Below are 14,539 nucleotides of genomic sequence, written 5' to 3'. Positions count from 1 at the left end.
GAACCACACGACGTCACGTCGAACGGAGTGATTCGATGCCAGGAAACCGCGCGCAGCGATCCAGGACGCGGGCGAAGGACACCACGCCTCCGCGGACCGGCGCCGACGAGAAGGCCACCCTGCGGGGCTTCCTCGACTATCTGCGGAACGCGGTCGCGGACAAGGTTGCGGGTGTGCCGGAACCGGAGGTCCGAACGGGCGGAGTGCCTTCGGGCACCAACCTTCTCGGGCTGCTCAAGCATCTGGTGTTCGTCGAACAGTTCTACTTCCTCGGTGAGGATGTCGGCGACTGGCGCGCGACCATGCGGCCGTCCGCGGAGGACACCATCGACGGCGTGCTCGCCGACTACCGGAAGACCGTCGAGCGAGCGAACCAGGTCATCGACGCCTGCCCAGATCTGGCCCTTCCCGCCCCCCGACCCCCGCGCCCAGGGCCGGCACCATCGATGCGATGGGTCCTGGTGCACATGATTGAAGAGACCGGCCGGCACGCCGGCCACGCCGACATCCTCCGCGAGCAGATCGACGGATCCACCGGCCGCTGACAAGCCGGCTACCGGCGCGCGGCGCAGTGGGCCGCCTCGTGATCGGTCCGGCCGTGGAGGTCTCGGCGTTCACCGCGTGGCGGGTAACCCGGCAGCGGTCGCCGCCACCAAGCGGCACAGGGTCGGTCGGAACGGCGGGAACACCGCAACGACTGCCGGCGAAAGCGGCAGGCGGCGAGTGCATGTGCTGCCTTGCAGGTGCCCTGCATCCCGTAGGCGGACGGATCGACTTCCCAGCCCGTCGTCTGACCACCGCCGCGATCGGCGACCAGCTCCGAGCTGTGTCGAAGGCCGCCTCCACCGGCCAGATGTCGTGGAGTACGGCGCATCAGGCATCTGGCCAAGTAGCCTCTGACATGCGAGAACCCCGCCTTCCGATACTGGGAAGCGGGGTTCGCTCGTCTTCAGGTCGTGTCCTAGATGCGTTTCGCGCGTCAGACGTGTTACGGCGCTGCTCGCTCAGCCGCGTGGTCATGTGCCGTACGTGGTCCGCCGGCTCTTCCGGAACGCCGCGGCCCTTTGGCACGGTGCTGGTCGACAAGGTGGTCGCGGAGCCTGACGTGGCGGAACTGGTACACCGCGCCGGACTGCCGCAGTACGCCTCGGTCGTGGGCGTCATCGAGGAAGAGCTTCGGCCGCCACGGCAGCCGGCCGGAGAGCGGGAGCCACAAGCGTGCGAAGAGCAGCCAGCCTCCCCACGCCGAGAGGAAGAGCCGGGTCAGCGCGGCGAAGGATCCGTACAGGAAGCCGTAGAGGAGGCCCTGCCTCACGAACGTGTTTCCCAGGACGTCGCCGTACTGCTTGCCCACCAGGATGAAGTTCACCAGCAAGACCGTGAATCCGACCATGCCGACGCGGAAAAGCGTCACCCCACGGTCCGTGGACAGTAAGTCCCAGGTACTCACTGCGGAACTCCGGTCGTTCGGCCCGCTGAACACGTACACGACCGCGTTCACGAACGCGTACAAGATTCCGACCAGGAAGCCGAGGACGAGGCCGGCCGCGACGTAGGTGGGCGCGCCCGTGGCGGGAAGCCAGGTGGCCAGCGACGGCACGAAGGCCTGCACGAAACGTCCGGCGGAAAGGTGCAAGAAGCCGTACGCGAAGCCCCAGATGAGCCACGAGGCGAGCGAGAATGCGAGACCGGCCGAAAGCCCGATGACGAGTTCGGCGCCGATCCCGCGCAGAGCCCTCGATGGTGCGGGGACGGGCTGTCGGGAAGGACGCAGGCGCAGCCGTTCGGGGTTTCGGCCAGTCCTCGTCTCGTTCACGAGCCCGGCGGCGAGGCCTGCGACGAGGCCGGTTCCCGTCTCCAGCAGTCCTTGACGCAACTCGGGCCCGTCGAACCGCGCCCCAGACCAGAGATCGGCGACGGCGTAGCCCAGTACGCCCACGATCCCACCCACCGGCACGGCCACGAGGCCGGTGACGAGGACGCGAGTCCGGCGGCGGAGGGTGGCGTCGAGTCGCCACCAGGTGAGGTCGTGTGTGTTGAGCCGAGCGAGGTGGTCGGCGAGGTGGCCGAGCCAGCGCCGGGCCTGGTGGTCGGTCCAGGTTACTTTTCCGGTGCCGGACCGGACTGTACGGCGTGGGTCGTAGAGGGCGGTGAGGTAAGCGCTGAAGAGGTGTTCTTCGAGCGCGTCCTGGGTGGGAAACCGGCCGCCGTCGAGTAGGTCCATGGGGTTGTCGTGCGGTGTGTCGTTGTAGATGGTGCGGGTGAGCATGACCAGCAGCGGTGTGCTCAGGGCCGCGGCGAGATTCCGGCTGGTGACATCGTCGGGACGGGTGCGCAGGTGCGAAAAGACCGACTCCCATTGGGCGGTGCGGGTCTTGCCGCTGGCAGCCTGCAGGTAGCGCTGGGCCTCGTCGAGGGCGAGGTCTTCGAGTTCGATGGCGGCAGCTCTGCTGAGCGCTCTGGTGGCGCTGACCGTGGCGGCATATTCGCCAGGCCGGGTGGTGAGGATCAGCGGCCCGTCGAAACGGCTGAGCTCGCTGATGGCCGCACCGCGGTGATGGCGCTGGATCTCGTCGAAGCCGTCCAGCACCGGCAGGATCCGCCCGGCCTCCAGCAGCACCCTGGCTAACGCGGTCCCGCTGGCGTCGACACCCTCCAGGAAGGCGAAGTCGGCGATGAGCCGGTCAGCCAGCCACTCGTGGAGGCCGGTACGGCTGGGATCCCAGTTACCGAGGCTGAACAACACCGGCACGCGGGGCAGATCCCCAGGGTGGTTGAAACACTCCAGGATCAGTCGGTGGGCGAGTACGGTCTTCCCCGCCCCGGCCCGGCCCATGATGACCAGACGGCCGGTGGGAACGCTCTGGTAGAAGCTGTGAATGCCGAGGAGATCCCCGGCCGGCGGCAGAGGTCTGTCACCGCCGTCGGCCGCGAAGGCGCGGATGTTCTCCCAGCGGTCGACCACATCATCAGAGGCGGTGCGCCATCGCACCCGCAGTGGCCACGGATCGCCGATACGCCAGTTGCGTTCCTCCTGCTGGCTGATTTCCTGCACGCGCAGGGCCAGAACGCGGGCCGTGGACTCGACCCGTATATCCGTGTCGGTCACGTCCGGACGCGACTGCGACTGCGACTGCGAGGCTCGGACCTGGAGGAACAAGGCCGTCGCGGCGAAGACCGCGGAAGCGATTCCCGCGACCTGGTCACCTGTATCCGGTCCCTTGTCGAGGAGAGTCAGGCCCACCCATATCAGAAGTGCGATGATTGCGGCGATTAGGAGCAGGAACGGCCAACGGCCTGTGGGGTTGCGTCGATAATTCACGGCATACCACCCATCCGATTAGCCCGTTGCCCCGCATTCATCCTGCACACTTCTATCAAGTTTAGTTTACCGTAGGTATGTCTGAATGCGTGGTGGTGTAATCTGATCGCCGACCTGGACGATATCATCAGGCGGGTGCTTCGCTCCTTGCCCGCAGGAGATCTGCTCAGGGGTTTCTCGCAGATATTCGAGCAGTTCCTCTCGTGCCCGCTCGGCGCTCGGGCTGTCGCCGGGCACGGCGGGAAGTGGGATGTCCACCCGCTTGGTGGCTGGCGGGGCTGCTTGACGATGATTGTCATGTCGTTGTTGACGTCATTGCTCTCACGATCGACGCCGGGACTGCAAGGTGGTCTTTCATGACTCACGTATCGCAGTAGCTGTTGGCTCAGCCGCCTCCCTGGCCAGCTGCGCCGCCTGGCCGCGGTGCAGCACCTTGATCGCCACCCGGCGGCCGTCCTCGGCGTACGCCTCGTAGACGACTCCCTGGCCGCCCGCGCCGAGCCGCCCGGCCAGCCAGTACTCCCCGAGCCGCTGGGGATCGCCGTCAGTCAACATTTCCACGACGTGTTGGATGAGCCGTTTGGGGCGAAAGTTCAGGACAAATTACCCGGTATGCGCATCACCGTAATCGAGCACGAGGCCGAGGCCGGGCTCACGGCCTACCGGCACCTCCACCGGTCGCGCGGTGGGCTGAGCAACGGTACCGGTCGCTGCTCGGCCAGGATGGTGACGGCGGCCCTGCTCTGGGCGAGCTCGGCAACCCGGCGGCGGCCGAGCCGGCCTGACACCTCAGCCGCCGATCACACGTTCCTGGAGGAACCGGCGGACGTGGGGTCGCATGATCTGGGAGCCCCAGCTGCCCCATTGGCCGGTGAAGTTGTGCTCAGCCCAGGGGTGGTCACGGCGGTGGCCGCAACCCCCGCGGTCCTTTCTTCCGCATCGATGAACCCGAGCGGCGCAATGTTTTTCAAAGGGTCGTTACCAGAGGCCGCCGTTGACATCCAATACGGTTCCGGCCATGTATGATGATTCGGTGCTGAGCAGGAATGCCACAGTCGTGGCCACTTCTTGTGAGGCGCCGAACCGGCCGCTGGGAATCGTGCTGAGATACTGTTCACGGCGCTCCGCAGGAATGAGTCGAGCCATGTCGGTGTCAATGACACCTGGCGCCACCGCGTTGATCCTGATGCCGTGAGATGCGTATACGCGGCCAAGTCCCTTGGTCATGGCGATCAGGCCTCCTTTGGAAGCCGCATACGACGGATCTGGGCTCCCCATTCTGCCGCTGACCGACGCCACGTTCACAATCGAAGCCTTGCTGCCGCACGCGATATGGCTGCCGACGAATTCCCGGCACAATACGAGAGGGGCGACGAGATTGACGGCCCCGATCCCGCCGGCAGCCCCGGTCACCAAAGCGGTCTGCTTGTCGCTCATATGTAGTGCCTCCATTTCTCTGGCATATGCAATAACTTGCGAGGGCCCATCCTAGCGATGACGCGGACCTGGTCCGTATTTCTCACCGCGGCTTCCCCGGCCGCCGGCGAGGAGTCGGTACGAAGCACGCTTCGCCGTACGGCGGAGTTCCTCCTGCGCTTTTCGCAAGCGTCTTGCCGATCCGCTCGAGTTCCTGCTGTCCGGCTGGAGTTTCCGCCGACCTCGCTGCCCGGCACCCCCAGCTCGCCGCCCAGAAGTAGGAGGGTTGACGTTCATCTGCCGGACGCCGTCCGCGGTGAGCACCACCAGGACGCGGGAACAAGCACCGAGTGGGCCTACGACAACGAAGCCACGGTCGGCCCGCGCCGGTTGCGTCCCTACGCTTCGCGGACCAGCCGCAGGCGGCGTCCGGCGGCGGCGAACGCCGACACGATCCGTTCCACCTGGGACTCGGTGTGGGCGGCGGTGACGCTGACCCGGATGAGCGCCTGGCCGGGCGGGACGCCGGGCGAGATCATGGCGGTGGTGAAGACGCCTTCGTCGAACAGTTCCCTCCACAGCCGGAAGCACAGCAGGTCGTCGCCGACCGGCACCGCGATGACCGGCCGATCGGAGGGGACGACCGCATACCCCATCGCGGCCAGTTCCCCGCTCAACCGCTCGGCCGCCACCCGCAGGCGGTGGCGGCGCTCCGGCTCCGCGGCGATGATCTCCAGGGCGGCCAGCGCGGCCCCGGCGCACGCCGGGGACAGCGCGGCGGTGAACACCATGGACCGCGCGTAGTGGCGCAGGTAGGCGATGATCTCCTCGGGGCCGGCCACCGCGCCCCCGAGGGTGCCCAGTGCCTTGGAGAAGGTGATGGTCTGCAGATCGACCGCGCCCTCCAGCCCGTGCTGCTCTGCCGCGCCCCGCCCGGTCGCACCGAGCAGGCCGACGTCGTGAGCGCTGTCCATGACGACGCGGGCGCCGTACGCGCGGGCGAGCTTGGCGATGCCCGGCAGGTCGCACACGCTGCCGGAGGTGGAGAACATGCCCTCGGTGATGATCAGCCGTCCGGCACCGGGATCGGAGGCGTCGAGCAGCCGCTCCAGATGATCCATGTCGTTGTGCCGGTAGCGGCGTAACCGCGCTCCGCTCAGGCGTACGGCGTCGATCAGGCAGGCGTGCACCAGCCGGTCGCCGATCACGGTGTCACCGGGCCCGATCAGCGCACCGAGGGCCAGATTGGCCAAATAGCCCGCGCTGGTCACCATGACCGCCGCCCGTCCCAGGAAGGCCGCCAGCCGCGCTTCAAGCTCCTCGTGCAACGCGAGCGAGCCGTTGCTGAGGCGTGAGCCACCGCTGCCGACGCCCAGCCGGCGTGTCGCCTCGACCGCCGCCTCCTTCACGCGTTCATCGCCCGACAGGCCGAGATAGTCGTTGGAGCCCGCCTGCACGAGCACCTGCCCGTCGATCACGACCTCGCCCCCGCCCGGCCGCTCCTCGACCGCCTGATAATACGGATAGACGCCGAGGTCCTTCACGAACCGGTACGTCTCGGGCAGCCGGCATTTCGCGAACACGTCGACCATGGCTTCTCGCCCTCCTGAGTGGTTTCCCCGTGCACGGCTCTCGCGAAGAAGTCTGCTCGATTCGCCCCCGTGGTGCCGGGCGGCAACGGCCACCAGATCCTGAAAGTCCCCACCTGGCGGCGTGTACCCGGCGCGTCACCTCCGCCCCACCTCGTCGTTGGACAGACCGTGACCATCAACCGATCTTCATCGACCACGAGGAGGACCATGATCCTCGACCGTCCGGCCAGGCACACCAGGGCGGGCGGTCGAGGCCGGCCGAGACTGCGGGCTTGACAGCCTGCGCAGCTTCCGGCCAAGGGTGGAACCGAATCTCGGCGTGGCCCGTTGTCGTCGGGCATAATCAGGGAGCGACTAGACCCGTGAAGGGGGACGCGTGAGTGACGAGGCCCGGCGGCACGCCGGTGTCGATGCCAGTACACCCAACCTTGCCAGGATGCACGACTACTTCATCGGGGGGAAAGACAACTTCGCCGTCGATCGGGAGGCGGCGGAGGCGGTGCTGGCCATCGCACCGGAGGTCCGGGTCATGGCGCAGGAGCACCAGGCGTTCCACGTACGTGTGATCCGGTTTCTCGTGGAGCAGGGCATCAGGCAGTTCATCAACCTGGGCTCGGGGCTGCCCACCGAGTTCAATACGCACGAACTGGCCCGATCCCTCGTCCCCGACGCGCACGTGGTCTACGTCGACAACGATCCGGTGGTGCTGACCCACGGTAGGGCGATCCTCGCCAGAGGGCCCAGGACGGCCGTCGTCGAAGGCGACGTCATGCATCCTGGCGAGCTGCTCGCCGACCCGGATCTGCGGCGGGTCATCGACCTCGATCGGCCGGTGGCGCTGTTGCTGTTCGGCGGTCTCCAGTACATTCCTGACGACAGCGACCCATTCCGGCGTGTGGCCGAGTTCCGTGACGCGTTGCCGGTCGGCAGTCATGTCGTCATCACGCACGTCGTCTTCGATGCTCGTCCGGAGGCCGCGGAGCCGATCGTCGAGATCTACCGAAAGATGCTGGGTAGCCACACGGGCGGCGCCCGTACGCGCGAGAAGGTCTTGCCCTTCTTTGACGGGCTTGAGCTGGTCGAGCCCGGCCTGGTGTACGTCCGTGAGTGGCGGCCCGACAGCCCGTTCCTGTCTGAGAGACCGGACAAGGCCTGGGTGATCGTAGGAATCGGCCGCAAGGTATAGCCAACGGGCGCCCGGTTACCCCCGGCTGGATCTGGGGGGCCGCTGGTGACGCTTCGCCTGCTCAGGACGCGGGCCACCGCGGAGCCGCGCGCATGATCGAGGTCTGCCGGCTCACCAAGACATACGGCACGGCACGCGCCGCCGACCAACTCGCCTTCACCGTCAAACCGAGGAGTTCCAAGCTCGGGGCCGGCCGGGCGTGGCGTTAGATCTTGACGGCCCCCGGGCGGCGGTCCTCCACGACGAACGAGGCGAACGTGGCGGCGGCGGCGTCGGCACGGCTGACGGTGGGGACCATGCGCAGGTCGGTGCGCCATTCGCGCTCGTCAACCCGGCAGGTGACGTAGCCGCGGCGGTCGCCGTCGAAGAACTTGATGTGCGGGTTCCACTTGATCATAGGTCCGTAGTACGGCCCGTAAACCTCGGCATCCCCGTTGGTGGAGATCGACGTGCCGACGAACTCCGTCGCTACGACGGGGGAGTCGGACCGGTCGAAGTCCTGGTGGATGTCGCTGACGAACGTCGAGTGCCAGTCCCCAGCGACCAGGATGGGGTTGCGTACCTTGGCCGAGACGAACGTGTCGGTGATGGCCTTGCGCGAGGCCGGGTAGCCGTCCCAGGCGTCGTGCCAGATGATGTCGCCGGTCGGGCCGTCGTGGTCCAGCCGGGCCATCATCACGCTCGTCGCGATCACGTTCCACCGGGCGTTCGACGCGCGCAGCCCGTCCAGCAGCCACCTCTCTTGCGTCGCGCCGAGCATGGTGCCCTTGGCCGGGTCGTTGCCGGCCTCGCACGAAGGGGCCTCCCCCCAGCCGCACGGCGGCGCGCTGCGGTATTGCCGGGTGTCCAGCAGGTCGATCTGCGCCAGGCGGCCCCAGCCGGATCGGCCGTAGAGGTTCAGCGAGCCGTCCGTGTGAGGGAGTGACCGGCGACCCACGGGTTGGTGCTCGTACCACGCCTTGTAGGCGGCGGCGCGGTTCGCGTCGATCGGGCCATGCGCCCCGGCGTAGTCGTTGGCCACCTCGTGGTCGTCCCAGGTGACCAGCCATGGGAACCGGGCGTGGGCACGCTGCAGGTCCGGGTCCGACTTGTAGAGCGCGTACTGCATACGCCAGCGGTCGAGGTCCCGGGGGCCCTCGCGCAGCGCGTCCGGCGTCGGGGTCTTGCGCATGCCGCCGTCGGCGGGCACGCCGTATTCGTACACGTAGTCACCGAGGTGGATCACCAGGTCGAGATCCTCTTCGGCCATGCTCCGGTACGCAGAGTAAAAGCCGTGCGTCCAGTCCTGGCAGGAGGCGAAGGCGAAGGTCAGCGAGTCCGGCCGGCCGTGCTCGAGGGGCGCGGTGCGGGTACGGCCCACGTCGGAGACGTCGTCGCGGTAGCGGAAGCGGTAGTAGTACTGCTGCTCCGGCTGCAGTCCGTCCACCTCGACGTGCACCGAGTGCGCTAGCTCGGGTAGCGCCGACACGGTGCCCCGCTTGACGACCTTCCGCATGTTCTCGTCCAGCGCGAGCTGCCAGTCGACCGGCACTGGGCGGCTCGGCATGCCGCCGTCGGGGCTGAACGGATCGGGCGCGAGGCGGGTCCACAACACCACGCCGCCGGGCGTCGGGTCGCCCGAGGCGATGCCGAGCTTGAACGGGTGCTCGCCGCCGCGCAGGCGGGGCGCCGCGAGCGCGGTGCCTTCGAGCGGCACCTGGCTGAGAGCGGCCAAGCCCGCGACGGTGCCGATGCCGGTGAGGAAGCCGCGACGGTGCAGAGGATGAGCAAGGTGGTTCACCCCGCCATCGCAGCGATCGCGGCCGACCATCAGGCGTCCCCCGGTTGGCGCGAACATGACGCTTTCCCCAAGAGGCCAGGAATGGTACGCCGTCGGCGCAGTGCGGGCGCCTTGCCCTCCGTCAAGCACGCCGGGATCTCTGCTATCCGGCCCGCACCAAACAGGAGCCGCCCAGCACCCGTTTCCGGTGTACTGGACGGCTCGACCATCGGTCAGGCGCGGCGGCCCACCAGCAGGTCCACGAACAGCGGCAGATGGTCAGAGGCGTCGCTCGTTGCGACCGTGGCCGACTTGACCCGGACGTCGGCTGAGGTGAACACGTAATCGATGCGCGCGCTCGGGACCGCCACCGGGTATGTGTAGCCGTCCCCGGCGCCCGCCCGGGGCCAGGCGTCGGTCAGACTTTCGGATAGGGCGCGGATCTCCGGCGCGTCGGGTCTGGCGTTGAGGTCCCCGGTGAGCACCACCGGCTCCTCGCGCGGGGCGACCAGCGGTTGGATGGCGCGCACCTGCTCGAGGCGCTCGTTGGCGTTGTTGTGCTGGAGGTGGGTGTTGAACACCTGCACGCGCACCCCGCGCACCTGGACCAGGGCCCGCAGCAGGCCACGCTGCTCGTGTCCGTCGTAGCGCGGCAGCAGGGTGTTGTCCCAGTCGAGAATGGGGTACCGGGACAGGATCGCGGTGCCGTATTGACGGCGCGGCGCGCCGGGGGTGAGCGGGTCGAGGTCGAGGTTGGCACCGTAGACCACGTGCATGTGCAGCCGCTCGGCCAGCCAGGACGCCTGGTCGGCGAACTCGCTCCGCTCCGACCAATGCCGGTCGACCTCCTGCAGGCCGACGATGTCGGCCCCGCCGGTGCGGATCACATCGGCGACCCGCTGCAGGTCGAGCTTGTCGTCCACGCCCTGGGCGTGGTGGATGTTGAAGGAAGCGACCCTGATTTGACGGTCTGGCACGTCCGAGGCAGCGGTGGCGTCGGCGTTCGCCGCGGTAGTGGCGGTGGTGATCGCGAGTACGGCGATTCCGGCGATTCCGGCGGTACGGCGGGCTAACTGGGCAAGGCGTGACACGAACATGCCGAGATCATGGCGGTCCGCCATGACTTCCGCGCGGCGGATCGGTGACGACGCGGCACCCGGTCCGTGACCAGTGCCTTGACGATCAGTGAAGGAACGGCAATAGGAAGCCGGCGATCATGGCCGGCGGCGACTTGACGTCTCGGGTGCCCGTTTCGGCCGGTGACGAGATCGGCCGCCTGGAGGAGGGCTTCAACGTGATGGCCGAGCGTCTGGTGGCGGCCGGCCGAGTGGAACGGGAATTGGCCGGGGCGCAGGCGCGGCGGCTCGAGCGCACCAGGATCGCCAGGGAGTTGCACGACTCGGTCTCGCAGGATCTGTTCTCGCTGAGCGCCAAACGTTGCCAACCCATGCCCTCACTTTGGGGGTAGGCCCGCCGGATCAAGGTGCGCGTGTCAGGTTTCGGCGAAGACGATGCGGCGGCACTCACCGGTATCACAGCACGGTGAGCCCGATGAGGGATCGGCGAGGCGGCGCACGTCAGGCGTCCTTGAGGCGGGCCCGGTGCAGGCGCACCTTCTCGCGATTGCCACACCGGCGCATGGAGCACCACTGCCGCTTGCCCGCGTTGGACCGGTCGGTGAAACGCAGGCCACAGGTGGGACTGGCGCACACGCGGATCTGGCCGCGCTCGTCGCCGCCGAGCAACTCCACCGCGTCATGGGCGATCTCGGCCAGCGCCGCCTCGGCGATGTCGGGCGGAACCGGCCGTACCAGGGAGAGGTCGGGGGCGAGCTGGAGCACAGCCGTCCGCCGCCGCGCGGCCCAGCGGTTGACCCGCTCCAGATCGCCCGGCGCTGGGGCGGAGCCAGTGAGAGCGGCGTCGACGCAGCCACTGATCGCGTCACGCAGTGCGCGCGCCTCGGCCAGCAGCGTTTCGTCGGCGCGGGCCCCGACGTGGCCCGCCGCGGCGAGCCACGCGGCCAGGTCGACCGGCTCCCGCAGTGTCTCCTGGCCCCCGGTCTTGCGGTCGCGGTAGGTGTTGACCAGGTCCAGGCTCGACCGACCCCCGTACCACACCCAGTTCATGCCTTCACTCTATGATGCGAGAACCTGTAACCACATCATGGAGTTACCAATGGCGGAATCACGGACGGCGAACCTCGACGGCCTGCGCATGCACTACCTCATCGAGGGCGACGGCCCCCTGCTGATGCTGCTGCACGGCTGGCCCCAGACGAGCCACTGCTGGCGGCGGATCATCCCCGGGCTGGCCGAGCACTTCACGGTCGTCGCCCCCGACCTGCGCGGCTACGGCCTGACCGACAAGCCCACCGTTGGCTACGACAAGCGCACGATGGCGGCGGACATCCGTGCCCTCGCGCGCTCGCTCGGCCACACGACGTTGACCCTGGCCGGGCACGACAGGGGCGCCCGCGTCGCGCACCGCTACGCACTCGACCATCCCGCCGAAGTGGAGCGCCTGGTCGTCATGGACATCATCCCGACCAGGGAGATGTGGCGCAGGTTCGACATGACGACCGGCCTGGCGCTCGGCACCTGGCACTGGGTCTTCCACCTGCAGCCCGACCTGCCGGAACGGCTCGCGAGCGCGGACGTGCGGGGCTACCTGGGTTACTTCTTCGAGAAGTGGACGGTACGCCGGGCGGAACTCGACGTCGAGGAGTACTTCAAGGCGTTCTCCCGGCCGGGGGCGCTGCGCGCCGGGTTCGACGACTACCGGGCATCCTTCCCCCACGACGCCGAGCACGACGACGCCGACTGGGAGGCCGGCAGGCGGCTGGAGATGCCGGTGCTCGCCCTGTGGGGCTCGGCCGGGCTGCCCAGCAGGGTGCCGGTGCTGGACATCTGGCGGGACTACGCCCGTGACGTGACCGGCGCGGAGATCCCCGACTGCGGCCACTTCCTGGCCGAGGAACGCCCGGACGTGGTGCTGGCGCACCTGCGTGACTTCCTGCCCAGGTGACTGACTCACCCGACTCTGCCGCTCAATCGCGTGGGGGGCTGCGGGCATCGGTCCGGCCGACGATCTGCCCCGATAAACGGCGCTCTGCAGGGGCAGGGGCAACAGCCAGGCGTGATGGGAGGAAGCACACCATGTCAGAGCGCGATGGGGAACTGCTGGTCCAACGCGTCCGCGCGACACTGCTGCGGGCCGGATTCGCCGCCGAAGCGACGCCGCCGGCCCTCACCAAGGGGCTGGTGCTCGCGCACGAGGCCGGCCGCGGAGTGGTGGTGTCGTGGGCATCGGCGGCGCAGCCGCTGGCCACTGAGACCCGGTACTTGCGCGAGGCCCACGCGACGGTCCAGCTGGCGTTGCATGCCGCCCTGGCCCGCGATGGATTCGCGGTGTGCTGCGATCGGTTCAGCGGTGAGGTGATCGTGACCAGCATGCCCAGGGGCAACGGACCGCAGTGACCTCCCGCCGGGCGAGACGATGACAGGGGCGCACCCGCGAGTGGGCACGTCCCCGCTTGTCATCGAAATGCGGTGCGTCGGCACGGCGCCTTGTCGACGGGCACTTCCCCTCAGGGCCTCGGCGCGGGGACGGGAGTCCATCGGTGGCATGCGGCGCCCGCGCAGGCGCGCAGCTGTGCCAGCCGCTGGGCGAGGGCCTGACGCGTGCCGGCGTAGCGCGGGTCGGCGTGGACGCTGGTCAGCTCATAGGGGTCGCGTTGCAGGTCGTACAGCTCCAGCTCGCCTGTGGAGTGTTCGATGTACTTCCATCTCGCCGCCCGCAGGCCGACGTACCAGTTGCTGCCGTTGGTCTTGGGGCCGTTCTCGATCACGATGCCGCGGGCGATCGCAGTGGTGTCATCGACGATCGGCAGCAGGGAGCGGCCGTCGAGGACGACCCCGGCGGGCGCGTCTGCGGCGTCGAGGATGGTCGGTGCGAGGTCGATGTTGGCCGCGATCGTCTTGACATGCCGGCCGGCCGGAAGGCCGGGCCCTCGCATGATCAACGGTACCCGGATGGATTCCTCGTATGGGACCACCTTGCCGCTGCGGATGCGATGTTCGCCCTGCATCCAGCCGTTGTCCGAGGTGAACACGATGAGGGTGCCGTCGAGTTCGCCCGACTCGCGCAAAGCTCCCACGATGTCGGCGACCGCCTCGTCCACCGCCAGCAGGGACTCCAGACGGCCCTTGAGCGTGACATTCTGCATGCGCTGCTCGGCCGCCGGACCGATCCGGGGCCTGTTGCGGACGGCCGCCGGCTTGTCTGAGACGTCGGCCTCGTCGAAGCTGGGCGGCTTGGGCAGCGTCACATCGTCCAGGGCGCCGAGATGCCTGGGGGCCGGCCGGGGGTTGCGCTGCGGCGACTCCAGCCCGCCTTCGCCGTGCGGCGCCAGCGGCGCGAAGGACAGGAAGAACGGCTTGTCGGCCGGCGCCTTGCGCTGGATGAAGTCGACGGCTTTGCGAGCGTAGACATCGGTCTGGTAGAGCGCGGGATCCTCGACATCGGGGGTGCCGTAGGTGCGCAGCACGCCGTTCTCGTTGAGCGTGTAGCCCCACATGCGATAGGTGCTCGGGTCCACCGAGCCGTACCACTCGGCCCAGCCGGGCGGGATCTCGGTGGGGTCGGCCCGGCCATAGCGGTTGAGGAACTTGCCGACGTGCCCGGTGTCGTAGCCCGCCCGGCTCAGCCACACCGGTAGCGTCTCCGCGGCGGGCAGCTTCTCGTATCCGCCGTCGGGCGGCGCGTTGTCCAGCACTCCGTGGTTGTGCGCGTATTGGCCGGTCAGGAAGGTCGCGCGAGAGGGGCAGCACAACGAGTACGACACGACGCTGTTGTCGAACGTCGTTCCCGGCTCGGCGAGGAGCGAGCGTACGTTGTTCAGGTACTGCAGGGCGAACACGTTCATGTCGTCGACCATGATGACGACCACGTTGGGCTGAGCCGCCCGGACACTGGCCGGCCGTCCGGCCGGTGCGGCGCCGGCGGTGCTCACCGTCAGCGCGGCGATCCCGGCCAGGACGAGCAGGATCGTGACGAACCGGTGTAAGCGCGGGCGTGCGGACATACGGCTCCTCCAAGGCGTGAGGGCAGTGCGTCGCAGGTCGCCGAGCGGGTTCGTGTCATACGGCAACACCATCGGCGGCTGCTTGGGTCGTGGCGCTGTGTGACCGTCGTGGCAGATGGGGCGGAGAACACCCAAAGCTAAACATTCTTTGCAAATACCTGCAACACTTCGAGTCAGACGG

General features: G+C 68.4%; 13 protein-coding genes. 5 read left to right on the top strand and 8 right to left on the bottom strand.

From position 1 onward, the window contains the following. Positions 1-35: 35 nt before the first annotated feature. Entirely contained in the window at positions 36-545 is a 510-nt protein-coding gene (locus tag EJK15_RS05910; RefSeq protein ID WP_138709342.1) for a DinB family protein, read from the top strand. A gap of 443 nt (positions 546-988) precedes the next feature. Here EJK15_RS05910 and EJK15_RS05905 read toward each other — a convergent pair whose 3' ends face one another. The 4 genes from EJK15_RS05905 to EJK15_RS05890 form a co-directional block, all read right to left on the bottom strand. Beyond that, positions 989-3,109, bottom strand: a complete 2,121-nt coding sequence (locus tag EJK15_RS05905; protein WP_138709341.1) for an NACHT domain-containing protein — start codon at positions 3,107-3,109, stop codon at positions 989-991. A gap of 567 nt (positions 3,110-3,676) precedes the next feature. After that, positions 3,677-3,883, bottom strand: a complete 207-nt coding sequence (locus EJK15_RS05900; protein WP_138709340.1) for a hypothetical protein — start codon at positions 3,881-3,883, stop codon at positions 3,677-3,679. A gap of 417 nt (positions 3,884-4,300) precedes the next feature. After that, positions 4,301-4,759: an SDR family NAD(P)-dependent oxidoreductase gene (locus tag EJK15_RS05895; protein ID WP_171074135.1), complete on the bottom strand. Its 459-nt coding sequence runs from the start codon at positions 4,757-4,759 to the stop codon at positions 4,301-4,303. Between the two features lie 377 nt (positions 4,760-5,136). Next, complete coding sequence (locus EJK15_RS05890; protein ID WP_138709338.1) at positions 5,137-6,330, bottom strand: aminotransferase class I/II-fold pyridoxal phosphate-dependent enzyme; 1,194 nt, start codon at positions 6,328-6,330, stop codon at positions 5,137-5,139. 376 nt (positions 6,331-6,706) lie between these two features. Between EJK15_RS05890 and EJK15_RS05885 the strand changes: the two genes are divergently transcribed. Further along, the gene (locus EJK15_RS05885; RefSeq protein ID WP_138709337.1) at positions 6,707-7,516 is read left to right on the top strand and encodes an SAM-dependent methyltransferase; all 810 of its coding nucleotides are present in this window, start codon (positions 6,707-6,709) and stop codon (positions 7,514-7,516) included. Between the two features lie 205 nt (positions 7,517-7,721). On the opposite strand, the gene EJK15_RS05880 is transcribed toward EJK15_RS05885, so the two are convergent. Both EJK15_RS05880 and EJK15_RS05875 read right to left on the bottom strand, forming a co-directional pair. Further along, positions 7,722-9,296, bottom strand: a complete 1,575-nt coding sequence (locus EJK15_RS05880; RefSeq protein ID WP_206060669.1) for an alkaline phosphatase D family protein — start codon at positions 9,294-9,296, stop codon at positions 7,722-7,724. 212 nt (positions 9,297-9,508) lie between these two features. Continuing rightward, positions 9,509-10,372, bottom strand: coding sequence for an endonuclease/exonuclease/phosphatase family protein (locus EJK15_RS05875; protein ID WP_138709336.1), 864 nt, complete (start codon positions 10,370-10,372; stop codon positions 9,509-9,511). 119 nt (positions 10,373-10,491) lie between these two features. Between EJK15_RS05875 and EJK15_RS05870 the strand changes: the two genes are divergently transcribed. Continuing rightward, positions 10,492-10,743, top strand: a complete 252-nt coding sequence (locus tag EJK15_RS05870; RefSeq protein ID WP_138709335.1) for a HAMP domain-containing protein — start codon at positions 10,492-10,494, stop codon at positions 10,741-10,743. A gap of 109 nt (positions 10,744-10,852) precedes the next feature. Here EJK15_RS05870 and EJK15_RS05865 read toward each other — a convergent pair whose 3' ends face one another. Further along, entirely contained in the window at positions 10,853-11,401 is a 549-nt protein-coding gene (locus tag EJK15_RS05865; protein WP_138709334.1) for a CGNR zinc finger domain-containing protein, read from the bottom strand. 49 nt (positions 11,402-11,450) lie between these two features. On the opposite strand from EJK15_RS05865, the gene EJK15_RS05860 reads away from it, so the two are divergent. After that, positions 11,451-12,299, top strand: coding sequence for an alpha/beta fold hydrolase (locus EJK15_RS05860; RefSeq protein ID WP_206060668.1), 849 nt, complete (start codon positions 11,451-11,453; stop codon positions 12,297-12,299). A 131-nt stretch (positions 12,300-12,430) separates the two neighbouring features. Beyond that, positions 12,431-12,751 carry a hypothetical protein gene (locus EJK15_RS05855; protein ID WP_138709333.1) on the top strand — a complete coding sequence of 107 codons (321 nt, stop codon included), beginning with the start codon at positions 12,431-12,433 and terminating at the stop codon, positions 12,749-12,751. 110 nt (positions 12,752-12,861) lie between these two features. On the opposite strand, the gene EJK15_RS05850 is transcribed toward EJK15_RS05855, so the two are convergent. After that, a complete protein-coding gene (locus EJK15_RS05850) occupies positions 12,862-14,358 on the bottom strand; it encodes a sulfatase family protein (RefSeq protein WP_171074134.1) in 1,497 nt (498 codons plus the stop codon). Positions 14,359-14,539 lie beyond the last annotated feature (181 nt).

The organism is Nonomuraea basaltis (assembly GCF_005893125.1).
In the GTDB taxonomy this organism is placed as follows: Bacteria; Actinomycetota; Actinomycetes; order Streptosporangiales; family Streptosporangiaceae; genus Nonomuraea; species Nonomuraea basaltis.
The sequence above is the reverse complement of the archived record's forward strand: the minus strand, read 5'-3'. Positions and strand labels throughout refer to the sequence as shown.